Below are 23184 nucleotides of genomic sequence, written 5' to 3'. Positions count from 1 at the left end.
GAACTACAACAATCAAAGACCGCATTCGGCTTTGAAAAACCTGACACCGAGGGAATTCGCAGAGAAAACGATGATGGACAAACTGGCCGCCTAAGGCCATCAACCAAAACCCAAAGACTCTCCGCAAGGTGGAGGAAACTTGGGACTCAGGTCAGTCGGCCTCATCGTCCGAGTGGCCTAGTGCCAAGAATGCAAAGTCGTATGCTGCCGCGAGACTATGAACCGCAGCGGTTCATTCATCTGTTTGATATTCGGTCGGAAGCAAACGCCGACAAAGTCGGACGATGAGGATGCCACCACAAAAGTTTACGGGAAGACTGACTTGGTTGGCGCATGCGGAGATCCATTCTTGGGCGCGGTAGAACTCAATTCTATCCGCGTCATCTACAAACAGTTTTTCTGAGATTTGTTTCATCGCCTGGGCCGTCTTTTCGACATCATGGTAGATGCTTGGAAGCTTGGCGACGGGCTTTTCGTTCTGTTTGGGTAGGCCGTTGCCTCCAACACTTCCCGCAATGTAGCCTTCAGAATCTATCGAATGTGACGTAGGACCTTGCCTGTTTCCATCTCTGACTGCCCTGACTCTTACGTCATTACAAATAATTGGATACGGCCAAAAGGGCCGCCAAGTATCACCTTAAGGCGAACCAGGCGGGATAAAAGGACTGAGGGCTGCCTCAAAAGAAAAAATTCCGGATCTTGAGAAACGCTAGTAACGAACACGAGGGACCCAAAGACCCTGGGACTTCAGCAGTCGTTCAGTAGGGGATTAGTAGGGAATGTACGTCACGTTCTCTGGCTCGGTCAAACACCGTAGAAGACCGCCTCTCAGAATAGTGATTTAATCGTAATGAGTTATGCGGTTCTGGCCGGTGTGTTCTGGTCAAGTCCAACACATGTACGGCAAAATTCGCAATGATGGGGTCGCGGGTTGGTGAAGTGGACAGGGCGACCAACTTGGTCAAATCAAATTTTCTTTGTCTTTTCTGAGAACTCTGCTGTTGTTCGGTCTAGGTCAAATCGCCCTCCGGCGACCAAAGCCTCGCAGCAGCCTCGGTTCCAAGCCGGGGCTTTTTGCTGTCAAAACCCCAGAAAACGAAGTCTGTGTTGCATCCAAAGCCAGAAAGACGCCGTTGACCAATCGCGCGACCGCAAACAGCGTCGATTAGAATTCGGTGACCCACTCCAGCGCGCAGTCGTGGATTTGGGCGTAGCGGGCGGGGGAAGTTAGCTGAGGACACCGGCGACCTAGTCGATCAGACGGCCAACAGTCGAAAAACGAAACGCGCGCGTCTCACGTTTCGAAATAGTCGGGATTTCTCTCGAAGATCGCTTCGATCGTTGCGTCGAGCCGTGACAGGTGGATCATTCCGGCATCGACTGCGCCATCGACATCACCAGCCTTTATCCGGTCCGCGATCTTGCGGTGATCGTCCAAAAGCTGACCCATACGATCCTCCTTGGACAGGCTGAGTGTGCACAACCTGTCCACTCGGGCTTTCTCAGAGGAAATGACTTCGAACGCAAAGTCCACTTTCGCGATCTTGCAGAGCTCTTCGTGAAAGGCGTAGTCGAGCTTGCCGAACTCCTCATAGTTTCCGGCCTCAACGACCTTGGCCTGCTTTGCCAGCCAAGTGTCCAGCACGTCTCCGTCCTTCGGGCTCGCCTCCCTTGCGGCTCGCCGGATCACCTCCGCTTCGACGCTCGCTCTGACAAATCGCGATTTGGTCACTTCCCGCAAAGAGAAGCGCTTGACCTCCGTCGCCTTCTGCGGACGGATCACCAACAGATCGAGGTTTTCAAGTCGGCTGAATGCATCGCGCACCGGTTGCCGCGACACACCGAACTGGGCGGCGATCTCGGCTTCCGAGATCTTGTCACCTGGTCTTAGATCAAGGGTCGCGATTGCCCCGTAGAGATGATCGAAAACGACATCCACACTGGTCCGGCGATCCTTAATTCGTGCTTGTTGCGGCATAAACTCAACCCTTCCTTCTCTTCACATAGTCGACAGGGCGCGTGTTTTCCAGCCTCCAGACCGGGCAGGTCAATGACTACCAGATGCGAACCGCCCATTCCACTGTGCGTCGTCTTCCCCGACTGTCCTGTAGGAGCGGTGTTGCAATCAGACGAGCATGTCGAACGGTACCAATTTCAATAATAGCCCAAATCGCAACTAGTATGCCAGATGAAAACGACTAGTATGCCAGTTGTCAGGGCGCGATTCGTTGGGTCGGATCAAATATCGGGCTTTCGGCCTGTGCAGTTGACGAATAACTGCCGGAAAACGCCAAGAATGTGGGGGAGGGATCATGACAGACCAAGAGACAATTCCCATTGCTCGGACAGAGCAGGCCTCAATTGTACCGCCCGACAACCGAGCCTCCAGAATCTCTGCCCACTGGGCATAAGTCGCTTCATCTAAAGGAAAACAGCATGAAACTCGCTGGAAAAACAGCCATCGTCACCGGCGGGGGGCGTGACATCGGGCGAGCCTGCGCCCTCAAGCTCGCCTCCGAAGGGGCGAATGTCGTCATCAACTATTTCGCCAGCAGCGACGGCGCAGACAGCGCCGTGGCAGAGATCAAGGCTGCCGGTGGCAAGGCGATTGCGCTGCAGGGAGATCTGAACACGCAGGAGGGCGTCGATGCACTTGTTGCCACCGCCGTCTCCGAATTCGGTGGCGTAGACGTACTCGTCAACAACACCGGCGGACTGATCGCCCGCAAGACCATCGCCGAAATGTCTCTGGATCATTGGAATGCGGTGATGGAGCTCAACCTGACGAGCACTTTCCTGATGATCAAGGCCTGCCTGCCACATCTCAAAACGGGGGCGATCGTGAACCTCGCGAGCCAGGCTGGCCGCGACGGAGGCGGGCCCGGCTCGGTCGCCTATGCAACGTCGAAAGGTGCCGTCATGACGCTGACGCGCGGGTTGGCCAAGGAACTCGGACCGAAGATCCGTGTCAATGCGGTATGCCCCGGTATGATCGACACCGATTTTCACAACATTCACACCGCTGACGCGGCCCGCAAGGGCTTTGAAGCCGCAGCGCCAGTCAAACGGCAGGGCGTTCCCGAAGACGTGGCCAATCTCGTGCTGTTTCTTGCCTGTGATGACAGCGCTTTCATCACCGGAACCAATATGGACATAAACGGCGGCGTCGTTTTCAGCTGATAGCGGCCGGCAGGCCGTCAGGCATTGTTGATCAAGGTATAGACCATGCATTCAAAACCACTTTTGTCGGGGCCGGTTTCAAAGGCGATGTGCTTTGCCACCATCGGCGAGTGCATGGTCGAGATGGCGCCATCTGCCGCGCCGGGCCAATTCACACGGTCGTTCGCGGGCGATACCTTCAACACGCTTTGGTATGTCCGGCAACTGCAACCCGACTGGCAGGCGCGATATGTCAGTCGGGTCGGGCAGGACCAGATTTCGGATGAAATGGTCCAGATGATGTCCGGCATCGGGATCGATACCAGCCACATTCAGCGGAGTGCGGATCGTACGGTCGGTCTCTACCTGATCTCTCTGGATGCGGGGGAGCGGAGCTTTTCCTACTGGCGGAGCCAATCCGCGGCGCGGCAGCTGGCCGACGATCCCAACCTCTTGAACGCTGCCTTCTCTGACGCCGACGTGCTGTTCCTGTCGGGGATCACCTTGGCGATCCTGTCCGGGCAGGCCCGGTCTCACCTGTTCGGCGCTCTGGCCAGCGCGCGCGAGGCGGGCAAGACCATCGTCTTCGACCCGAACCTGCGGCCGAAGCTCTGGTCCGACCGGGACCAAATGCGACAGACGATCATGCAGGGAGCAGCTGCCAGCGACATCGTGTTGCCGTCGTTCGAGGAAGAAGCCGAGCACTTCGGGGACGCCAGCCCGGAGGGCACGATCACCCGGTATCGTGCGGCCGGGTGCCGGTCGATCGTGGTCAAGGATGGTGGCGCGGCGGTGTCCTACTGGCACGAGGCTCAAACGGGCCAGGTCGTGCCAGAGCCGGTGAGTGTCGTCGTCGATACCACCAGCGCCGGTGACAGCTTCAACGCGGGCTTTCTCGCCGGTCTGGCCCAAACCGCCTCGGTCGAGGACGCCATCGATCGCGCCTGCCGGGTCGCGAGACAAGTGATTGCGCAACGTGGCGCCCTCGTCACGTTGGATATGAGCTTGCTCGGCACGCCATGATCGCGTTTTCGCCGGTCAAAGCGAGACGGTGATCCCGCCGTCAACGTAAACCGTGGTGCCATTGACGAAAGAAGAGGCCGACGACGCGAGGAAGATGCAGGCGCCGACCAGTTCCTCGACTTGCCCCCAGCGGCCGGCGGGGGTGCGCTTGGACAGCCAGTCGTTGAAATCCGGGTCGTCTTTCAATGCCTTGTTCAAAGGGGTGTCGAAATAGCCGGGGGCGATGGCATTGCACTGCAATCCATATCGCGCCCAGTCCGTCGCCATGCCTTTGGTAAGATTGGCAACCGCGCCTTTGGTGGCGGTGTATGGGGCGATGCCCGGGCGGGCCAAGGCCGTCTGGACCGACGCGATATTGATGATCTTGCCGGCGTTGCGAGCGATCATGTGGCGGCCCACCGCCTGACCGACGTGAAACACCGACGCGACATTGGTCTGGAGCAGGCGCTCAAACGCTTCTGCCGGGAAATCTTCCAGCGGGGTGCGGTGCTGGATGCCGGCGTTGTTCACCAGAATGTCGATCGGGCCGACTTCGGCCTCGAAAGCGTCCACGGCGATGCGGACCGCATCATGATCCGTCACGTCGACCAACAGCGTTTGCACGTCATGGCCATCGGCCTTCAGGTCCGTGGCGGCCTTGTCCAGCTTGGTTCGGTCGCGTCCGTTCAGCACGATATGCGCTCCGGCATCGGCCATGCCCCGTGCCAGCGCATAGCCGATCCCTTGCGAAGACCCGGTCACAAGGGCGCGTTTGCCGCTCAGATCAAAAAGTGTGAGGCTCATGTTGGGCAGCTTTCCTTGGTTTCTGGATGGTGTTCAGGCGGTCAGTATACATAGCGCGGCGACCGAGGGCAGAACGCTTTGTCCCCGTCGGCGCCCGGTTACGTGTTCGGCCCGCCGAAAAACAGAACAACCGCCGTTTGGAATTCCCGTTCGAGATGCTAGCATCGGCGGGGGTAGGTGTCAGGAGGATTTGCCAGATGTCGTTTTTTGAGGCTTTTGACCCACGCTTCAAGAGCTACGTGATCGGCAACGCTCCAGTGAAACAACTCGCCACGGGGTTCGACTGGGTCGAAGGGCCGGTCTGGTTCGGGGATGCCGATTGCCTGTTGTTCTCGGATATTCCGAACAACCGGATCTTGCGGTGGACGCCGGGGCAGGGGGTGTCGACCTATCGTACCCCCTCGAATTATGCCAACGGCCATACCCGCGATCGCCAGGGTCGGCTGATTTCATGCGAACACGGTGCGCGTCGCGTGACACGAACAGAGCATGACGGACGGACTACGGTCATTGCCGATCAGTTCAACGGCAAGCGTTTGAATTCACCGAATGATGTGATCGTGAAATCGGACGGTTCGATCTGGTTCAGCGATCCACACTACGGGATCATCACGAACTACGAAGGCTTCGCCGCAGAACAGGAAAACCCGTGCGTCGTCTATCGCATCGATCCAGATGGCGGCGAACCGCAGCCTGTGGTGACGGATATGGCCTGCCCCAACGGGCTGGCATTTTCGCCGGACGAGAAACAACTCTACGTGGCCGACACCGGTCGGATGTTTACCGACGATCCGCAGCATATCCGGGTCTACGACTGTGCACCGGATGGCGCTTTGTCCGGAGGCCAGCATTTTCACACGATTGATCCGGGCTGTGCCGACGGAATGCGGGTCGATACTGACGGAAATCTCTGGTCGTCCGCAGCAGACGGTGTGCACTGCATCGCGCCGAATGGAACGTTGCTCGGCAAAATTCTGGTGCCGGAACTGGTGTCCAACATCTGCTTCGGCGGGCGCGCGAAACACGAGCTCTATATCACCGCGACGACGAGCCTGTATCGGGTTACGCTGAATAGAGTCGGTGTGCAGCGGCCCTGAGTCGCGCTAGGAAATTATTCCGGGAGGTTCCGCCGCTGCGGACGACAGGCCGGAAACCGGACAAAGTGAGAAAGACAGTTGAAGTGATTATCGATGTAGCGAAGTGAGTGCCGACCCTTGGTTAAATTGAAGCAGGATCCCCACAAGCAGACCGAAGAGCGCGAGAAAGTGCTCGAAGTCGCCATCGGACGTGAAGTCCGGGCCTACCGATTGCAGCAGGCGATGACCGTGGCCGAACTGGCGAACCTCACGGGGCTGTCGATTGGGATGCTGTCAAAGATCGAGAACGGCAATACCTCTGCCTCCCTGACCACCCTGCAAACGCTTGCCCATGCGCTAAGCGTTCCGCTTACGGCTTTCTTTCGCCGGTTTGAAGAGCACCGGCAGGCGGTTCATACCAAGGCGGGTGAAGGTGTCGAGATCGAGCGGCAGGGCACGCGAGCCGGACATCACTATACGTTGCTGGGCCATATCGGCGCCAATGCCAGTGGCGTGATGGTCGAGCCCTACCTGATCACCCTTACTGCGGAATCGGATATCTTCCCTGCGTTTCAGCACGGCGGGATCGAAACGATCTACATGCTGGAAGGCGAAGTCGTCTATCGGCACTCCGACAGCCTTTACGTCTTGATGCCGGGCGACACGCTCTTCTTTGACGCCGATGCACCGCACGGACCGGAAGTGCTGCAAAAACTTCCCGCCCGGTATCTCTCGATCATCTCCTATCCGCAAACGCCGTAAGGCAGGGGGCTGACTCCGGACCGTTGAATCCGAGTGGATAATTGCCCTGTGGGAAAAAATTATTCCTAGGGGTTTAGTGTCGCAAATCACGGTGCTACACTTTTCCCGACAACGTTCGGAAAGGTGTGAGAACCATGTGCGGCATCGTCGGGCTATTTCTCAAAGACAAATCTCTTGAACCTCAACTCGGCGCGCTATTGACCGACATGCTCATCACGATGACGGATCGTGGGCCAGACAGTGCGGGAATCGCGATCTACGGGGCCGAACAGGACGGTTTGGCCAAGCTCACGATCCAGTCAGACGCGCCCGACGACGACTTCGCCACTTTGGCGGCAGACCTGTCCACCGCGCTCGGCGTGTCCGTCGACCTGCACCGCAAGGACAGCCACGCCGTCGTGATCTTGCCCGCCGGTCAGGCAGCGGCGGCCCGCGCAGTCATCGCCGGCCGGCCCGGTCAGATCCGGGTGATGAGCGACGGAAACGCCATCGAGATCTACAAGGAAGTCGGCCTTCCGCAGGATGTCGCCGCGCGGTTTGCCTTGTCGAAGATGGCAGGCACCCACGGCATCGGGCACACCCGGATGGCCACAGAATCCGCCGTCACCACCCAAGGGGCGCATCCGTTTTCGACAGGGCCGGACCAATGCCTCGTGCACAACGGCTCCTTGTCCAACCACAACAACCTGCGGCGCAAGCTGCGGCGCGACGGAGTGCGGATCGAGAGCGAGAACGACACCGAGGTCGGCGCCGCCTACCTCACTTGGAAGATGCAGAACGGCGCGACCCTGGGCGAGGCCCTCGAGGCCTCGCTCACCGATCTGGACGGCTTCTTTACATTTGTCGTCGGCACAAAAGAGGGGTTCGGCGTGGTCCGCGATCCCATTGCCTGCAAACCGGCCGTATTGGCCGAAACGGATCAATACGTGGCGTTCGGATCCGAATACCGGGCGATGGTGGGCCTGCCCGGGATCGAGGCGGCCCGCGTCTGGGAACCGGAACCCGCGACCGTCTATTTCTGGAGCCATTAAGATGCAGCAGATCGACCTTGCCACCACGCCGCTGCGCGAGATGAACGAAACGCTGCAAGCGCAGACAGGTGCAGACAATCAGACCGCTTGGGAAATCCTCAACCCGCGCGGCAGCCATGCGGTGGCCTGCGGGCTGGATGCCCCCATCGAGGTCACCGTGCGGGGGCATACGGGCTATTACTGCGCGGGGATGAACAAGCAGGCCGCGATCCACGTCACAGGCTCCGTGGGGCCGGGGGTCGCGGAAAACATGATGTCCGGTACCGTGGTGATCGACGGCGACGCCAGTCAATACGCTGGGGCCACCGGGCGTGGGGGCCTTCTTGTCATCAAGGGCAACGCATCGTCCCGCTGTGGCATATCGATGAAGGGGATCGACATCGTCGTGCATGGCAATATCGGGCATATGTCGGCCTTCATGGCGCAGGTGGGCAATCTTGTGGTCTGCGGCGACGCGGGCGAGGCGCTGGGGGACTCGCTCTACGAGGCGCGGCTCTTTGTGCGGGGAAGCGTCAAAAGCCTCGGGTCTGACTGTATCGAGAAAGAGATGCGGCCCGAGCATCTGGCCATCCTCGCCGATCTGCTCGAGCGGGCCGGCAGCGATGCCAAACCAGAAGAGTTCCGGCGCTACGGCTCTGCCCGCAAGCTCTACACCTTCGATATCGACAACGCCGCGGCCTATTGAGGATCACCCCATGAGCACTTCTGACAAAGAGGCCCCACGCACCGCTCCGATCCAGTCGGCGACCTTCACCAATCCGGTGAACGCCGAGATCAGGCGGGCTGCGGCGACAGGCATCTACGACATTCGCGGCGGCGGCGCAAAACGCAAAGTTCCACACTTTGACGACCTCCTGTTCCTCGGCGCGTCAATTTCGCGCTATCCGCTCGAAGGCTACAGGGAGCGGTGCGATACTTCGGTCACGCTGGGAACACGGTTCGCCAAGAACCCGATCACCCTCGACATCCCGATCACCATCGCGGGCATGAGCTTCGGCGCTCTGTCGGCTCAGGCCAAAGAGGCGCTGGGGCGCGGCGCATCGGCGGCAGGCACCTCGACCACCACGGGCGACGGCGGGATGACCCCCGAAGAGCGGGGGCATTCGACCAAGCTCGTCTATCAATATCTGCCGTCGCGCTACGGGATGAACCCGGACGATCTGCGCCGCGCCGACGCCATTGAAATCGTGGTCGGGCAGGGGGCCAAGCCGGGCGGCGGAGGAATGCTTCTGGGGCAAAAGATCTCCGACAGGGTGGCCGAGATGCGCACCCTGCCCAAAGGCATCGACCAGCGTTCCGCGTGTCGGCATCCCGACTGGACAGGACCAGACGATCTCGAGATCAAGATCCTCGAATTGCGCGAGATCACCGGCTGGCGGGTGCCGATCTACGTTAAGGTCGCAGGCTCGCGGCCCTATTTCGACACAGCACTTGCGGTCAAGGCCGGGGCCGATGTGGTCGTGCTCGACGGGATGCAGGGCGGCACGGCGGCGACGCAGGACGTCTTCATCGAGAACGTCGGCCTGCCGACGCTGGCCTGCATCCGGCCCGCAGTTCGGGCGCTTCAGGATCTGGGAATGCACCGCGAGGTGCAACTTGTCGTCTCCGGCGGCATCCGCACTGGGGCGGACGTGGCCAAGGCCTTGGCGCTCGGAGCGGACGCGGTCTCCATCGGAACGGCGGCGCTTGTCGCTCTCGGGGACAACGACCCCAAATGGGAGGCCGAGTATCAGGCGCTTGGCACCACCACAGGTGCCTACGACGATTGGCACGAGGGGCGCGACCCGGCCGGGATCACCACGCAGGACCCGTTGCTCGCATCACGGCTCGATCCCATCGAGGGCGGGCGACGCTTGCGAAACTACCTCAAGGTGATGACACTGGAGGCGCAAACCATCGCGCGGGCCTGCGGTCACAATCATCTGCACAATCTGGAGCCAGAGGACCTTTGCGCCCTGACGGTCGAAGCCGCCGCAATGGCGCAGGTGCCGCTGGCCGGAACCGAGTGGTATCCCGGCAAACCGGGCGGCGGCTACTAGGCGAAACCGACAAATGACACCGACGCGATACCGACGGCAGAACGACGCATTATCCAAAACGCAAAACCCGAATTTGACACCGAAAAAGGAGAGCCCATGACCCTTGATCTGGCCAGCTACGCAGCCGAACGCGGCGTCAAATATTTCATGATTTCGTTCACCGATCTGTTCGGGGGGCAACGGGCCAAACTGGTCCCCGCACAGGCGATTTCCGACATGCAAGCCGACGGCGCGGGCTTTGCGGGCTTCGCCACCTGGCTCGATATGACCCCGGCCCATCCCGATATGCTGGCCGTGCCAGACCCGTCCTCGGTGATCCAGTTACCGTGGAAACCCGAGGTCGCTTGGGTCGCCAGCAACTGCGTGATGGAAGGCGAAGACGTCGCCCAAGCGCCGCGTAACGTGCTGAGACAGCAGATAAAAGACGCCGCCGCCTTGGGGCTTCACGTCAAGACCGGCGTCGAAGCGGAGTTCTTTTTGCTGACACCAGACGGGTCGCAAATCTCGGACGAATACGACACAGCCGCCAAGCCTTGCTACGATCAGCAAGCGGTGATGCGCCGCTACGATGTGGTCCGCGAGATCTGCGACTACATGCTGGAGCTCGGCTGGGGACCCTACCAGAACGACCACGAAGACGCGAACGGCCAGTTCGAGATGAACTGGGAATTCGACGATGTCCTGGCCACGGCCGACAAACACAGCTTCTTCAAGTTCATGGCCAAATCCGTCGCCGAAAAGCACGGATTGCGCGCGACGTTCATGCCGAAACCCATCGAAGGCCTCACCGGCAACGGCTGCCACGTGCACGTCTCCGTCTGGGACGCACCGGGCGAAGCCGCAAAGACCAATGTTTTCGCCACGGACAAGGGTGAGGGGCCAGCCGGCGAGCTCGGTCTTTCCGAGCAGGGACGCGCTTTCCTTGGCGGGATCATGACCCATGCGACCGGAATGGCAGCGATCACCAATCCGACGGTCAACAGCTACAAGCGGATCAACGCGCCGCGCACCGTCTCCGGCGCCAGCTGGGCGCCCAACACCGTCACATGGACGGGAAACAACCGGACACACATGGTGCGCGTGCCGGGGCCGGGTCGATTTGAACTTCGCCTTCCAGACGGGGCGGCAAATCCGTATCTTTTGCAGGCCGTCATCATCGCGGCGGGGCTGGACGGCATTCGCACGAACGCCGATCCGGGAAAGCGATACGATATCGACATGTATGCCGAAGGTCACAAGGTGCGCGGTGCTCCAAAGCTGCCGTTGAACATGCTGGATGCGCTAAGGGCATTCAATAAGGACAAGGGATTGAAAGCGTCGATGGGTGACGATTTCGCGCAGGCATTTCTGAATTTGAAACATCAGGAGTGGAACGATTTCACGTCGCATTTCAGTGAGTGGGAGAAAGCCAACACGCTCGATATATGAGTGTTGCGCAACGTGACCAAATTTCGGCAGGCCACGACCGACCTGCTATGCAATTGATCGGATATCCCAATAGGCCGTCGTCACGAACCTATACAAAGGGATAGTGAGGTATACGTCGTTGAACATGCGCGGGCCCTTCGATTGGGGTAGTCGTTTTGCAAGTCTAGGAGTTCAACATGCGCATACCGACATTCTTTGGGCTGACGGCCGCCCTCATCGCCGCCCCTATGCTCATTTCGGCTGAAACGCCGCCTGCTCCGACAGGAGAGGTGGTGCTTCGGATAAGCGGGGCGGACCTCCCCCATAATGTCGATGACGCGCTTGCCTTCGACATGGAGATGTTGCGCGACATCGAGGCAACCGAAGTTGAGACCAGCACCATTTGGACCGATGGTGTGCAGACGTTCGTCGGGGTCTCGCTGGCAGCCATGATGGAGCATATCGGGGTCGAGGATGGGATGCTCTTCGCAACGGCGATCAACGATTACACTGTGGAAATCCCTGTCTCGGATGCGGTCGAAGGTGGCCCGATCATTGCGTATGAGCAGAATGGTAGGCCCATGTCTGTTCGCGACAAGGGGCCGCTCTGGATTGTCTATCCATTCGATTCCTCGGCGGAGTATCGGACAGAAGTGGTCTACTCACGCAGCATCTGGCAACTCGACCGGATTGAAATAGTCGACTAAAAGCGACGGGCCGCCATTCGAGCGGTTTGTGAGGTGCTTTTTATGGGCGAGGGTCAGAAACGAAGCAAGAGACGCCGCCCCTGGTTCTACTCCGCCATTCTGGCGGTGACGATCTGCTTCTTTGCAATCGGAATTCTCGCACGAGAAGTATCGAGAGACATTCTGTTGCTCGACACCGCCACGTCAGACAACGTCCAATGGACCTTGTCGCAGGTCGAGGTCGAGTTCCTCGAATTCGAGACGGATCTCACCCGTGCTGCCATGCAAGACGGTGTCGGGCTCGCGCAGCTCCGCAGAGAGTTCGATGTCTTCTACAGTCGTGTGAAGATCCTGCGCGAAGGTGATCTCTACGAGCCGCTGAGATCCTTTGAGCGTTTCGGTGTTCCGCTACAGCAGGTCCAAGTATTTCTGGATGATACCGCCGTTCTGATCGATGCAGATGATGCCACGCTGACCGCTTCGCTTGCCCGGATTGCAGCGGAAACGTCAGAGATGCGGCCCATCGTGCGACAGTTGTCGAATGCGGGGCTTTCCTACTTTGCCGAGTCCGCAGATCAGCGGCGATCCGAAATCTCGACAACCATGTTTCGGCTGGCCGTTCTAGTCGTCCTGCTGATCATCACGCTTGCGGGGCTGGCGCTCTACCTCAACAGCGTCACCGCGCGTATCGCGCGACGGGAGCGCGAGAACCGCGAAACAAATGCGCGGATCAATACGATCGTATCGACGTCACTTGATGCTGTGATTTCAACCGACGGCGACGGCGCGATCCTTGATTTCAACGCGGCGGCCGAGGCGATCTTTGGGTATGATGCTCAGGACGTCCGCGGCAAGAATATCAAGGACGTCATCATACCGGACCATCTCATGGATGCGCATGTGGCGGGTATGGATCGGATGCACAGGACCGGTGAAAAGCGTGTCGTTGGTCATGGACGCGTGCAGTTGGAGGCAAAGCGGAGCACCGGCGAGATATTTCCTGTAGAGTTCGCAATCCAGACGGCGCAGATCAGAGGCAAGGAGATCTTCATCGCGTTTCTCAGGGATATATCGGCCCGTGAAAAGGCTCAGGCCGATCTGATCGATGCCAGGGATGCGGCCCTTGCCGGCGAGAAGGCAAAGTCGGAATTCCTGGCTGTGATGAGCCATGAAATTCGAACCCCGTTGAATGGGCTGCTGGGCAATCTTAGTCTACTTCAAGAGACCGAAGTCAGCCCGAAACAGCGCGCCTATATCGCCAACATGGATGCTTCGGGCAGGCTGCTGATGAGCCACGTGACGGATGTTCTGGATATCACGAGATACGATGCCGGAAAGCTGCAGCCCGACATCCGCATTATGGATTTGAACGCGTTTCTTCAGGAATTGATCGACAATCAAAGCGGACCGGCACAGGAACAGAACACCGAATTGAGCTGGCGCTGGGTCGGAGAGCCGATCGCAATGATCATGAGTGACCGCGATTTATTGCAGCCGATCCTTTTGAATTTAATCGGAAACGCAGTCAAATTCACCAAGGACGGGACGATCGAGCTCATCGTCGAGGCCAAGAACCGTTCAGATCAAAAGGCCGATATCGAGTTTCGGATCGTCGATACGGGCATTGGCATCGAAGAAAGTGCGCAGCCACTGATCTTTGATGACTTTCAAACCGGGAACGCGTCGTATTCCCGTTTGGCCGGTGGCACCGGTCTTGGACTCGGGATCGCAAAACGCTTTGCGACGGCCCTCGGCGGTGAGGTAGGGGCGAAAAGCGTCTATGGTGAGGGAAGCACCTTCTGGGTGCGGCTGAGCTTCGATCTTCCCGGGCCAAACGCGGTCGAGAGCGCCGAAAATGCGCAATCCAACTATGAGAACAAGTCGATCCTTGTCGTCGAGGACAATCAGATCAACCGGCAAGTCGTTCGGGAAATGTTGTCGGCCATGGGGCATCACGTCACCGAGGCCCATGACGGCAAACAAGGTGTCGACGCCGCACAATCAACGGCGTTCGACGTGATCCTGATGGACATCAACATGCCCAACATGGATGGACGTGAGGCGACGCGGGCGATCAGGGCAGGGGACGGCCCCAATGCCCAAGTGCCCATTTTTGCTCTGACGGCGAATGCAATTGCCGAAGACCGCGCAAATTTCCTGGCGGACGGCATGACGGACGTCTTGACCAAACCGCTTCGAAAGGCCGCCCTAGATGCGATGCTGCGGCGCTCGGAGACAAGCAGATCGGCGGTTCGTGACGAAGAACCGACCGTCGCGATCGACGCGACCCAGACAGCTGAGATCAAAGAAGCCTTGGGAGAGGAACCCTATGCCAAGATGCGCACCAGATTCTTTGCCGAAGGCGATGATCTCATTGCGTGGCTTGCAGAACCGCCAAATTTCGATTCCGCGGAATACGCGACGAAGGCGCACCGGTTTGCCGGTAGTGCAGCGATATTCGGTGCGACAGAGCTGCATGATCTGCTGAAAGCGCTCGAAGAGGCGGCCACAGGCGCTGATCGTCAGATGCAGCGCGAGGTCAGCGAAGCGTTGGAGAGCCTTTGGCCGAGCACCAAGGCCGCGCTGACTGTCGCCTGACCGGACCAGCCGCAGATTGAGATTGTGCAGCGGATCTCGTATCGCGTCACGAAATAGTCGATATCCCCGAATACGTTGCGTTCGTTGCGTAGGTGTTCGGGAAATTCCCCCTGCGCTCCGGTCAATCGACCTGATAGTAGATTGAAAATTAACAGTGTGCGTACTGCCCCTGAACGGAGCATTTTAGATGAAGATACTCATAGCCGACGATCACGAATTGGTCCGCGATACCCTCGCGATGTTTCTGGAAAACGAGGCCGATATGTCGGTTGATGCTTCGCCGGACCTCGGAGATGCGTGCAATCAAATCGCCAAGAACGGACCCTACGATCTGGTGCTCCTCGACTACGCGATGCCGGGGATGGACGGGCTGACAGGGCTGACAAAAGCAATCGATGCATCCGCAGGAAAGCCCGTGGCTGTCATGTCCGGCTCCGCGCCGAGAGCAATTGCACAGGAGGCGCTCGATGCCGGTGCCATCGGGTTCCTGCCAAAGACAATGGGCGCCAAATCACTTGTGAACGCGGTTCGGTTCATGGTCGCCGGCGAGACGTATGTGCCGGTCAAATTCATGACCGAGGAGGTCGTCGAGGATGTAAACCCATTGGCGAAGGGCCTCAGCTCCCGGGAGCTCGAAGTTCTCGGCGGCCTTTGCCGTGGTCTGGCCAATAAAGAGATCGCGCGGGAGCTCGATTTGCAGGAAGTCACGGTCAAACTGCACGTCAAGACATTGAGCCGGAAGCTTGAGGCAAAGAACCGGACCCACGCCGCAATGATCGCAAAAGAAGCCGGGCTGTTCTGACACAGCCCGGCAGGTCGCCTAGAACATCAACCCGTCTGTCACCGAAGACACGAACAACTCGCCTTGATCAAGGTGATCCAACAGCACGATTTCGGTGTCGCCGAGATGGATGGTGATGTCCCCGCCGGTGCTGACAGTGACATTTGCGTCGATCCAGTCCTGCTCGGATTGTCCGGCCGCCAACACGTCGAGATCTCGTAGATCGATCCGGTCGTTTTCGGAGCCGTCTCTGGTGAAATCCTTGATGGTGTTTGTTTGGCCATCCAGATCGGTCGACCTGAATACGAATGTGTCGCTTCCGCTGCCGCCGGTGACGATGTCCTCGCCAGTTCCGGCATAAATCTTGTCGCTGCCAGCGCCGCCGTCGATGATGTCTGCACCGGAATGGGCGTTGATATAGTCTTTCCCGTCCCCACCCAGAACGACGTCGTCGCCGCTGCCGGACTTGATCCGATCGTCGCCGGAGCCGCCTTCGACGTAGTCATTGCCTGAGTTGGCATCGATCGTATCGTTGCCTTTGCCGCCATAAACAGCGTCATCGTCAGACCCGGAGTTCAAGATATCGGCCCCGTCGTCTCCGTAGAGCAAATCATTGCCTGACCCGCCGTCGAGCACATCGTCATCCTCTCCGCCGAACAGCGTGTCGTCCTGGCCACCGCCAGTCATGACGTCCGCCCCGAGACCACCGTAGAGAATATCCGAACCGGAGCCGCCCGACAGGCTGTCGTCGCCTGTGCCGCCGTAGAGAATGTCGTGCCCGGCCGAGCCATCCAAGAGGTCGTTTCCGCTTCCACCTGACAAGACGTCGTCGTCTTCCGCAAGAAGATTGCCGTACTGGTCATAGCGGATGCCAGCGTCGTCATAGACAGAGATCAGACCATTATCGACAGCGTTCGGCCCCGCTCCGCCATAGAGCGTATCGTCACTGTCCCCACCGGAAATCGTATCGCCGAGCGAGGCTCCGACGAGCACATCCTCGCCTAAGCCGCCATCGATCAGATCTTGCCCGCCGCCGCCGTTGATATCGTCGTCATAGGATTGGCTCGGCGTTGCGACCTCAATCATCTCCGGTTCCCGGATCAGAATACCGGCCGACTCATCGACCTCTGCGAACGGGTCTATAGATCGGGGATCGATTGCGCCGTCGTTCGAATAAGCCTTGGGGGCGTCTGCGACCAGCGTCAGATAGAGCGCACCGGTGTCGGGATCGGTCTCGATGAGGTATATTCCGCCTGACGTCGCCGTGTTGTTGTCGAGGTCGTGGTCGCCACCGTTGCCCCCGGCGTAGAGGTTGCCGTCGCCATCGATAACAAGGGCGCCAAAGGTCATGGCAGGCAGGCCAGAGACCATTTCGCCGTCGATCAGCGTTGCTTCAATCGGAATTGACGTGAATGTCGGTTCTCCGCCCTCAGACACGTTGGAAATGTCGATGGTATATAGCTGGCCGGGCCCGCCTTCTTCGGTTGGCTTAACGATGCCATAGAAGCACTGTGAGGCCGCATCGAAGGCAACGTCCCACATCTGGTCGGTAACCATGTCGGATGGGAACTTGAAAGTCACCGAAACCGGATTGCCGTCGGCATCCAGGTTGTCGACGTCGATCATCGTGACCCGGTCCATGCTGGAATGGAATGTCCACAGATTTCCGTTGTGGTCAAAGTCGGCGGTCCACGCCTTGTAGGGCGTGCTGCCGATGACGTAGCAGTCACCGGCTGCATCGATAATCACGAGGTCTGACGGTTGCACCGCCTTGCCGAGGGCATCGTATCCGTCGCCAACGGCAATCCCGTAGATCATGTCGTCTTCTTGGTTGAAGCCGATCGCGTTGATATTGACGGTCGCGTCCGCTCCAGCCGGTGTGTAGGTCTCGGTCTCCACATCATAGACGTTCAGCTGACCGTCGAGCACTTGGTAGATATTGGATTGCCCGGGCGCAAACGCCTTGACGTTGAGGGTCACCCCGTCGATTTCCACGACCGTTTCATAATAGAAGACGGGTCCGTCGGTGTTGATCTCGGGGCCGTTAGAGCCTGCTGCCGACTCAACGGAGCGAAAGGTCAATTCGCCAGGGCCGTCGGTGCCTTCAAAGGTGACGTCGTGCGCGCTGAACGCGCCGCTATTGGTGTCGAAGGTGTCGATGACGACACCGTTCCACAGCACCTCCACGGCACCGCTTACCGTTCCGGCCCCGTAGTTGGCCGCAAGATCGAAGCTGACCGTGTAGACCGCGCCGGGTTGGGTCTGGACGGTTTGAGACATCGAGGTTGCGCCGTTCTGATCGGTGCTGGTCGTCCATGCATCGCTTTCACTGTATTGCGCAAAACTGGTGGCACCTTCCGTGCCGATTAGAATGTTATTGGCGAGAAAGTCTCCGACAAGAACATCGTCTCCGGCGCTGCCTGTGATCGTATCGTCGCCCGCCAACCCTATGATGATGACGTCGTCGTTCTGGCTTGCCGTGATGATGTCGTCATGGCTGGTTCCGTAGGTTTCGGACATTTGAGGTTCCTAGATGTATGTTTGACGGAGGGGCTCCGAAGAGCCTCGGATCAAGGGACGGTGTCGAGGCAAAGAGTAGGGAGTGCCCTCTTACCAACCGATCCCGTGATAGTTCTGGGCCTGCGGCGCGGTGTCAGAGATGCGAACAAGGTCAATGACGTCACAATGTTCGACAGTTTGAAGCGCGGCTTCATAGGCCGGGTTCCGATGGGTCACGATAAGAAGCTCCGACCCCTCGACCACTTCGGACAGGTCTTCGCGCAGCATGGCGGGCAGGCTGGCCGCGAGAGCTTGAAGACCCGGACTGCCGTGACGGACATAGTTCAACTGTCCGGTCAGGGGCGTTGTCGGAGTAATGGCGCTGTCGTGTGCGACAACTTCGATCCCTCTTTCATGCAGTGCCGCGATCACTTCGAGAATTGGGCTCTCACGCAGATCGTCAGTGCCTGGTTTGAACGCGATGCCGAGAATGCCGACCCGCTTTGCGCCACAATCGAGGGCCATCCTGATTGCCGCATCGATGTGCGCCCGATTTGAATTGCCGAGCGACTGGACAAGCGGGAGGTCGACCCCGATCTCGTTGGCGATATGTGCGACAGCACGAACCTCTTTCGGCAGGCAAGACCCCCCGAATGCGAAGCCCGGTTTCAGGTAGTAGGGGCTGAGATTCAGCTTTGTGTCCTGCACGAAAACGTCCATGACCTCGTGACTGTCAACGCCCAGAGGCTTGCACAAGCGGCCGACTTCATTGGCAAAGGTCACCTTCGTGGCGTGCCAGACATTATCGACGTATTTCACCATTTCGGCGGTTTCGATTGATGTCAGTATGACGTTATCGTCGACGGCGGCGTAAATCTTGCGCATGACATTTGCGCTCCGATCATCGGTAACGCCGACCACGGTCTTTGGCGGCGCATAGAAATCCTCGACCGCAACACCTTCACGTAGGAATTCGGGATTAAAGCAAACGCCGAAATCCGTGCCCGCGATCTTGCCAGAGATCTCTTCAATGATGGGCGTCATGAGGCCCAACGTCGTTCCCGGAGGAATTGAACAACGCATGACGACGACGTGGAAATCCGACTTCTCGGCGATGCCCTTGCCAATGGCGCGGGCCGCGGCTTCGATATAGCTATAGTCGCAGCCGCCATCGGCGGAGGTGGGTGTACCCACGGAAACGAATGTCACATCCGTATCACGCACAGCGGCTTCCAGATCGTCTGTCGCACTCACTAGGCCGTCCCGGACGCCTTCCGTCAGCAGCCGTTCCAGATCCTTCTCGTGAATCGGTGATCGTCCTGCGCCGATTTGTGCGACTTTCAGGGTGTCGATATCTACACCCACGACCCTGTGCCCGAGGCTCGACAGGCAGGCCGTCGATACCGCGCCGACATAGCCAAGACCAACAACGCTGATCGCAGCCTTCTCGTTGATCTCATAGAGAGGGACGGCTGTGGCAAGTGCCGTGTCGAAGGGTTGCATATCCATCATGTCGTCTGTCTTTCAGTGTTAGGCGAATTTTCTGAAAGATGGATAAGACTTTGAATAAAAATAGTCTTTTCGGTAAATGGATACTGCTTCGCGATTTGGGGCAGTGCGACTATCCGTTCGGACATGTTGGGATATGCGCCTGATCAGATCACCCAGATACAAAAAAAACCCACAAGCGGAGTGATCCACTTGTGGGCCGTTTGGACGCGTTCCGTGAGTGATGGCTTTGCGTCCAACTGGAACGACGTTGATCGTCAGGCATCGCCTTTGGTGGCGCGACCGTAGATGTCGTCGTATCTGATGATGTCGTCCTCGCCGAGGTAGGCGCCAAACTGGACTTCGATCAAAGTCAGATCGACCTTGCCCGGGTTTTCCAGGCGGTGAACAGCGCCGAGCGGCACGAAGATCGAACAGTTCTCGCCCATCAAGGTCTCCTCCTGATCGACGGTTACTTTGGCGCAGCCCTCCACGACGATCCAATGTTCGGACCTGTGCATATGGCTCTGGAGACTGAGAGTGCCACCGGGTTTGACGCAGATGCGCTTGATCTGAAACCGCTCTCCCATCTTCAAGGATTCGTAGAATCCCCAAGGGCGGTGGCAGAGACCATCATGTGCATCCCCATTGGTCAGGTTGCGAAATTCGATCGGTTCAACATGGGCATTCATTCTCGGTCTCCACAAATACGCTACTGGCCTATTTGTAGAGGATTGGATTCAAATCTTCCTTGTTGCCTATGGCTATGAGGAACGCTCTTTGGCGGTGCGTCCTATCCCAAAGGATAGTCAGAAGGGCGCCGAGACAATTCCGACATAGATCGCGAGAACCAGAACGAAACCGCTGACCGTCGTGACCAATTGGAATTTGGCCATGCCATTCTGAACCTGCGAGGCAAAGCCTTTGCCCGCGCCGGCAGACTGATTGCCGCGATTCGACCACTTCTGTTTGCTCAAATGAAAGATCATGAAAACTTTGACGGCAGCGTTGATGATCTGATTGAGGTAGAGGATGAACGGCCAGCTCAGGTCAATCGATCTGCTGTATCGAAACAAGAACAGGCAGAGCAATACACGGCTGGCGACGATCCAGATCAGGCAACTCCAGATGTAGACCGGATCGATCAGCGAAGCGAGGATTGCCATGACCGGGCTGACCAGCATGGTCCACATCGCGATGCGCTGATCGACAAGACACCACCAGATAAACGGGTTGACCTTGCGGGGGCCAAGCGCGATGGCCCGGCTGCCGTTTCTGAGCATGTTGCCGGACCAGCGGCGGAAGTTCTGCACCATTCGGCCGAGGCCGTTTTCCTTGATGACCTCGATTGTGTAGACGGTCGCGTCGGGAACGTATGTCATTTTCGCATCGCGGGTCAGCATGTGATACCACGTCGATTTGTCATCTCCGGACAAGAAGCGAAACCGCCCCCATAGCCAGTGGTCAAGGTGATCGGCTTCGATCGTGCGAATGAACTTTTCCGACAACATGTGCTCCGCCCGAAAGACGGACATGCGGCCCGTCAGGGTCAGAACCTTGTTGGAAAGCGCATGACTTTGCATCGCCAAACGTCGTTGAGCGAACCGCATGTTCAGCCAGCTTTGTATCCAGGCAGGACCATAGCAGATGACCTCTTCATCGGTCGTCAGAGCCTGCAATTCGGGGTCTGCTCCGAACATGGAGAGCGTCTTTTCCAAGACATCGTTGCCATAAAGCGCATCGCCATCCATGAAGATCACCAAGTCGTTGGGATCGACGCCCGCGCGGTTGATCGCCCGCAGGATCAGGCCGATCGCCATGCGCTTGCCGGGTTGGTTCTGGCGAATGAACACGAGCTCCGCCAGATCGTCCGGAATGTCGGCGGCGTGCGTCTCTACGAACGACCTTATGATCATTTCATCATAGGAAGAGCCGGTTCCGATATAGAGCGTCGTTGGGATCTGTTCGGCACGGATCTGTCCGAGGATGGAGCCGATGACGCGCTTTGTGATTGCCGGTTCTTCGAAATAGGTCGTCATCTGGATATGTAACCGGCCGGGTCGCCAGCCGTTTGCCCAAAGCTGCGATGCTGCCTCGCGTTTTCCGGGCCAGACGAGCTTGCGATAGATCTCGGCGCGAACGGCATGTGTGAACCACCAGCCAAAACGCCAGAGCCCCAAAGATCCAAGAACAACCGTGATGTGCATCACGTCGGGCTGAAGGAAGCGATTGGGAAGGCCCGTCAGCATCCAGCCGAGACCGGAAATCAAAAGTAACAGCAGCATCAGTTGCGAAACATGCCACTTTGCCAAGCCCTTTGCCGCGGGCCGGCTGAGGTCACGCAGTTTCACCGTCAGGTCCTTGTCGAAGGCGTACTCGGAGTGCGGAATGGACATTATTTCCGATCCCAGTTTTCCAGCCATCCCCAGTCTTTGATGGCCGACAGCGATACCGGAGCGTCAGGTCGGAACTGCCCGCGTAAGTCTTCGGGGGGCAGATCATCAATGGCAACTGTTACGATGAGGCCGTATTCGTCTGTCGCCTGTAGATCTATGCCGGCTGTAATATCCGTGATCTGGCCATCGACGGACCGCGTTCCCGAACCGTCATTGAAGCGGATGTTGGTCTGCATCCCGACAAAGATCGCCTCGCTGCGAGCCTCGTTCAGCCACGCGCGAACGACTCGTGGGGCATCCTCCTCGATGGTCAGAACCTCGTCGCCCCGAGAGACATACTGGTCTTTGAACACCTCTACGCTTTGAACGATCCCATCGACCTGAGCGACGATGTTGATCGCGTCGATGATATCCTTGGTGTTGCCCAAGTCGCGCTTGAGCCGAGACAGGCGCGTATCGGTCGCCTCATATTGTCGACGCAAATCGCGCTCGGTGTCGAAATAGGTTCCCTGTGCCAGCTGGGTCTCTTGGTCGAAACGGTCAAATTGCCATCGGGTATAGAAGATGCGTCGGATATTCGTCGAACTGCCGAACCGCGTGTTGGGGTGCGCGGAAACCGCTCTTTGATACGCATCGGCCAGCAGTTGGCGTTGCTGCTGACGGATCGTCTGATGGTTCATCAGATTCGACAAAGCCGCCGCGACATCTCGTTCGGCTCGCTCGATATCTTCCCTGATGTCTTCAAGTGCGCTCTCCTGATTTGGCAGGTTCAAACGGATCAGCGTGTCGCCACGGGAAACGTGCTGACCTTGCTCGACCAGGATCGCGTCGATGAAGGCATCTTCCGTTGCGCGGTGTTCGACTAGGGGCGCCGAAATTCGTGCATGCTCCAGTGACACTTGGGACAGTCGGTTGAAGATCTGGGTGCCGATCACGCCGAAAATGAGAAAAGCCAACCCGAGATAGAAGAAGGCGTTCCACAGAATACGAAGCAGCCGGTTGGACGTGTTGGCAGACCCGACCGACCTTTCTTCCTCGGTCTCGCCCATCGGAACGAGGTCGACCGGTGTGTCGAGACTGGTTATCACTTCTTCGGTGCTGGCCATCTTTCCAGAGAGGATCGAGCGATAGAACACTGCCAGGGTTTCTCTTTGGCGCCCGGATAAGCCTTCGAACAGCAACTCGCCCTTGTTCGGGCTGTTCGCGAACCGCACATCAAATTGCACTTCGACACCTTGGAACGGAATCGAGAGCAGGGCGACCTTTGGCAAAATGTCGGCCGGTTCAGGATATGTGATGCCGCTGAGCGACCAATTCTCGATCGCGACGGATTTGCCCGTCTCAAGGGTGAGCTTGAGCGGGGCGCGTACTTTGTAGGTCAGGTCTGACATGGGTCGTTCGTGTCGAATCCGCACGGCAAAATGCTCCTGCATCTCGTGGCCTATTGAGCATGGTT

The 23184-nt window shown here is 58.3% G+C and carries 17 protein-coding genes and 1 pseudogene; 11 read left to right on the top strand and 7 right to left on the bottom strand.

Annotated features, from left to right (window positions below; translation table 11 throughout):
* Positions 1-1294 precede the first annotated feature (1294 nt).
* Positions 1295-1978 (bottom strand): GntR family transcriptional regulator, encoded by a 684-nt coding sequence (locus LOM8899_RS08935; RefSeq protein WP_093991847.1) that lies wholly within the window; start codon positions 1976-1978, stop codon positions 1295-1297.
* 458 nt (positions 1979-2436) lie between these two features.
* Between LOM8899_RS08935 and LOM8899_RS08930 the strand changes: the two genes are divergently transcribed.
* Together LOM8899_RS08930 and LOM8899_RS08925 are read left to right on the top strand one after the other, a co-directional pair.
* The gene (locus LOM8899_RS08930) at positions 2437-3180 is read left to right on the top strand and encodes an SDR family NAD(P)-dependent oxidoreductase (RefSeq protein WP_093991846.1); all 744 of its coding nucleotides are present in this window, start codon (positions 2437-2439) and stop codon (positions 3178-3180) included.
* A 45-nt stretch (positions 3181-3225) separates the two neighbouring features.
* Positions 3226-4182: a sugar kinase gene (locus LOM8899_RS08925; protein WP_245820480.1), complete on the top strand. Its 957-nt coding sequence runs from the start codon at positions 3226-3228 to the stop codon at positions 4180-4182.
* Between the two features lie 15 nt (positions 4183-4197).
* Here the strand turns inward: LOM8899_RS08925 and LOM8899_RS08920 are convergent, their stop codons facing one another.
* Positions 4198-4965 carry an SDR family oxidoreductase gene (locus tag LOM8899_RS08920; protein ID WP_093991844.1) on the bottom strand — a complete coding sequence of 256 codons (768 nt, stop codon included), beginning with the start codon at positions 4963-4965 and terminating at the stop codon, positions 4198-4200.
* Between the two features lie 197 nt (positions 4966-5162).
* On the opposite strand from LOM8899_RS08920, the gene LOM8899_RS08915 reads away from it, so the two are divergent.
* From LOM8899_RS08915 to LOM8899_RS08875, 9 genes are all read left to right on the top strand, one after another.
* Entirely contained in the window at positions 5163-6062 is a 900-nt protein-coding gene (locus LOM8899_RS08915; RefSeq protein ID WP_093991843.1) for an SMP-30/gluconolactonase/LRE family protein, read from the top strand.
* A 117-nt stretch (positions 6063-6179) separates the two neighbouring features.
* Positions 6180-6803 (top strand): helix-turn-helix domain-containing protein, encoded by a 624-nt coding sequence (locus LOM8899_RS08910; protein ID WP_093991842.1) that lies wholly within the window; start codon positions 6180-6182, stop codon positions 6801-6803.
* A 134-nt stretch (positions 6804-6937) separates the two neighbouring features.
* Positions 6938-7834, top strand: a complete 897-nt coding sequence (locus tag LOM8899_RS08905) for a class II glutamine amidotransferase (protein WP_093991841.1) — start codon at positions 6938-6940, stop codon at positions 7832-7834.
* Position 7835: 1 nt separating this feature from the next.
* Positions 7836-8519, top strand: coding sequence for a GltB/FmdC/FwdC-like GXGXG domain-containing protein (locus LOM8899_RS08900; protein ID WP_093991840.1), 684 nt, complete (start codon positions 7836-7838; stop codon positions 8517-8519).
* 10 nt (positions 8520-8529) lie between these two features.
* Complete coding sequence (locus LOM8899_RS08895; protein ID WP_093991839.1) at positions 8530-9873, top strand: FMN-binding glutamate synthase family protein; 1344 nt, start codon at positions 8530-8532, stop codon at positions 9871-9873.
* A 96-nt stretch (positions 9874-9969) separates the two neighbouring features.
* On the top strand, positions 9970-11301 hold the full coding sequence (glnT, locus tag LOM8899_RS08890; protein WP_093991838.1) for a type III glutamate--ammonia ligase: 1332 nt from the start codon (positions 9970-9972) through the stop codon (positions 11299-11301).
* Between the two features lie 176 nt (positions 11302-11477).
* Complete coding sequence (locus LOM8899_RS08885) at positions 11478-11987, top strand: putative pterin-binding protein (protein WP_093991837.1); 510 nt, start codon at positions 11478-11480, stop codon at positions 11985-11987.
* Positions 11988-12029: 42 nt separating this feature from the next.
* Positions 12030-14564 (top strand): response regulator, encoded by a 2535-nt coding sequence (locus LOM8899_RS08880; RefSeq protein ID WP_093991836.1) that lies wholly within the window; start codon positions 12030-12032, stop codon positions 14562-14564.
* 187 nt (positions 14565-14751) lie between these two features.
* Entirely contained in the window at positions 14752-15366 is a 615-nt protein-coding gene (locus LOM8899_RS08875) for a response regulator transcription factor (protein ID WP_093991835.1), read from the top strand.
* A gap of 18 nt (positions 15367-15384) precedes the next feature.
* Here the strand turns inward: LOM8899_RS08875 and LOM8899_RS08870 are convergent, their stop codons facing one another.
* The 5 genes and pseudogenes from LOM8899_RS08870 to LOM8899_RS08850 form a co-directional block, all read right to left on the bottom strand.
* Positions 15385-17865: a DUF6923 family protein gene (locus LOM8899_RS08870; protein ID WP_093991834.1), complete on the bottom strand. Its 2481-nt coding sequence runs from the start codon at positions 17863-17865 to the stop codon at positions 15385-15387.
* A gap of 90 nt (positions 17866-17955) precedes the next feature.
* Positions 17956-19356: a UDP-glucose dehydrogenase family protein gene (locus LOM8899_RS08865; protein ID WP_093991833.1), complete on the bottom strand. Its 1401-nt coding sequence runs from the start codon at positions 19354-19356 to the stop codon at positions 17956-17958.
* A gap of 254 nt (positions 19357-19610) precedes the next feature.
* Positions 19611-19955 (bottom strand): annotated as a pseudogene (locus LOM8899_RS08860) (cupin domain-containing protein); the annotation flags it as partial.
* A 186-nt stretch (positions 19956-20141) separates the two neighbouring features.
* Positions 20142-21728 carry a glycosyltransferase gene (locus LOM8899_RS08855; RefSeq protein WP_093991831.1) on the bottom strand — a complete coding sequence of 529 codons (1587 nt, stop codon included), beginning with the start codon at positions 21726-21728 and terminating at the stop codon, positions 20142-20144.
* Positions 21728-23119, bottom strand: coding sequence for an HlyD family secretion protein (locus LOM8899_RS08850; protein ID WP_168770505.1), 1392 nt, complete (start codon positions 23117-23119; stop codon positions 21728-21730). Before LOM8899_RS08850 ends, LOM8899_RS08855 begins: the two co-directional genes overlap by 1 nt.
* Between the last annotated feature and the right edge of the window lie 65 nt (positions 23120-23184).

The sequence above is a fragment of the Flavimaricola marinus genome, from assembly GCF_900184895.1.
Classification (GTDB): Bacteria; Pseudomonadota; Alphaproteobacteria; order Rhodobacterales; family Rhodobacteraceae; genus Flavimaricola; species Flavimaricola marinus.
This window is presented reverse-complemented; position numbering and strand designations above follow the sequence as displayed.

Coding starts and splice junctions, on each gene's coding strand:
- LOM8899_RS08935 (WP_093991847.1), bottom strand. CDS start 1,978: ATGCCGCAACAAGCACGAATTAAGGATCGCCGGACCAGTGTGGATGTC.
- LOM8899_RS08930 (WP_093991846.1), top strand. CDS start 2,437: ATGAAACTCGCTGGAAAAACAGCCATCGTCACCGGCGGGGGGCGTGAC.
- LOM8899_RS08925 (WP_245820480.1), top strand. CDS start 3,226: ATGCATTCAAAACCACTTTTGTCGGGGCCGGTTTCAAAGGCGATGTGC.
- LOM8899_RS08920 (WP_093991844.1), bottom strand. CDS start 4,965: ATGAGCCTCACACTTTTTGATCTGAGCGGCAAACGCGCCCTTGTGACC.
- LOM8899_RS08915 (WP_093991843.1), top strand. CDS start 5,163: ATGTCGTTTTTTGAGGCTTTTGACCCACGCTTCAAGAGCTACGTGATC.
- LOM8899_RS08905 (WP_093991841.1), top strand. CDS start 6,938: ATGTGCGGCATCGTCGGGCTATTTCTCAAAGACAAATCTCTTGAACCT.
- LOM8899_RS08900 (WP_093991840.1), top strand. CDS start 7,836: ATGCAGCAGATCGACCTTGCCACCACGCCGCTGCGCGAGATGAACGAA.
- LOM8899_RS08895 (WP_093991839.1), top strand. CDS start 8,530: ATGAGCACTTCTGACAAAGAGGCCCCACGCACCGCTCCGATCCAGTCG.
- glnT (WP_093991838.1), top strand. CDS start 9,970: ATGACCCTTGATCTGGCCAGCTACGCAGCCGAACGCGGCGTCAAATAT.
- LOM8899_RS08885 (WP_093991837.1), top strand. CDS start 11,478: ATGCGCATACCGACATTCTTTGGGCTGACGGCCGCCCTCATCGCCGCC.
- LOM8899_RS08880 (WP_093991836.1), top strand. CDS start 12,030: ATGGGCGAGGGTCAGAAACGAAGCAAGAGACGCCGCCCCTGGTTCTAC.
- LOM8899_RS08875 (WP_093991835.1), top strand. CDS start 14,752: ATGAAGATACTCATAGCCGACGATCACGAATTGGTCCGCGATACCCTC.
- LOM8899_RS08870 (WP_093991834.1), bottom strand. CDS start 17,865: ATGTCCGAAACCTACGGAACCAGCCATGACGACATCATCACGGCAAGC.
- LOM8899_RS08865 (WP_093991833.1), bottom strand. CDS start 19,356: ATGATGGATATGCAACCCTTCGACACGGCACTTGCCACAGCCGTCCCT.
- LOM8899_RS08855 (WP_093991831.1), bottom strand. CDS start 21,728: ATGTCCATTCCGCACTCCGAGTACGCCTTCGACAAGGACCTGACGGTG.
- LOM8899_RS08850 (WP_168770505.1), bottom strand. CDS start 23,119: ATGTCAGACCTGACCTACAAAGTACGCGCCCCGCTCAAGCTCACCCTT.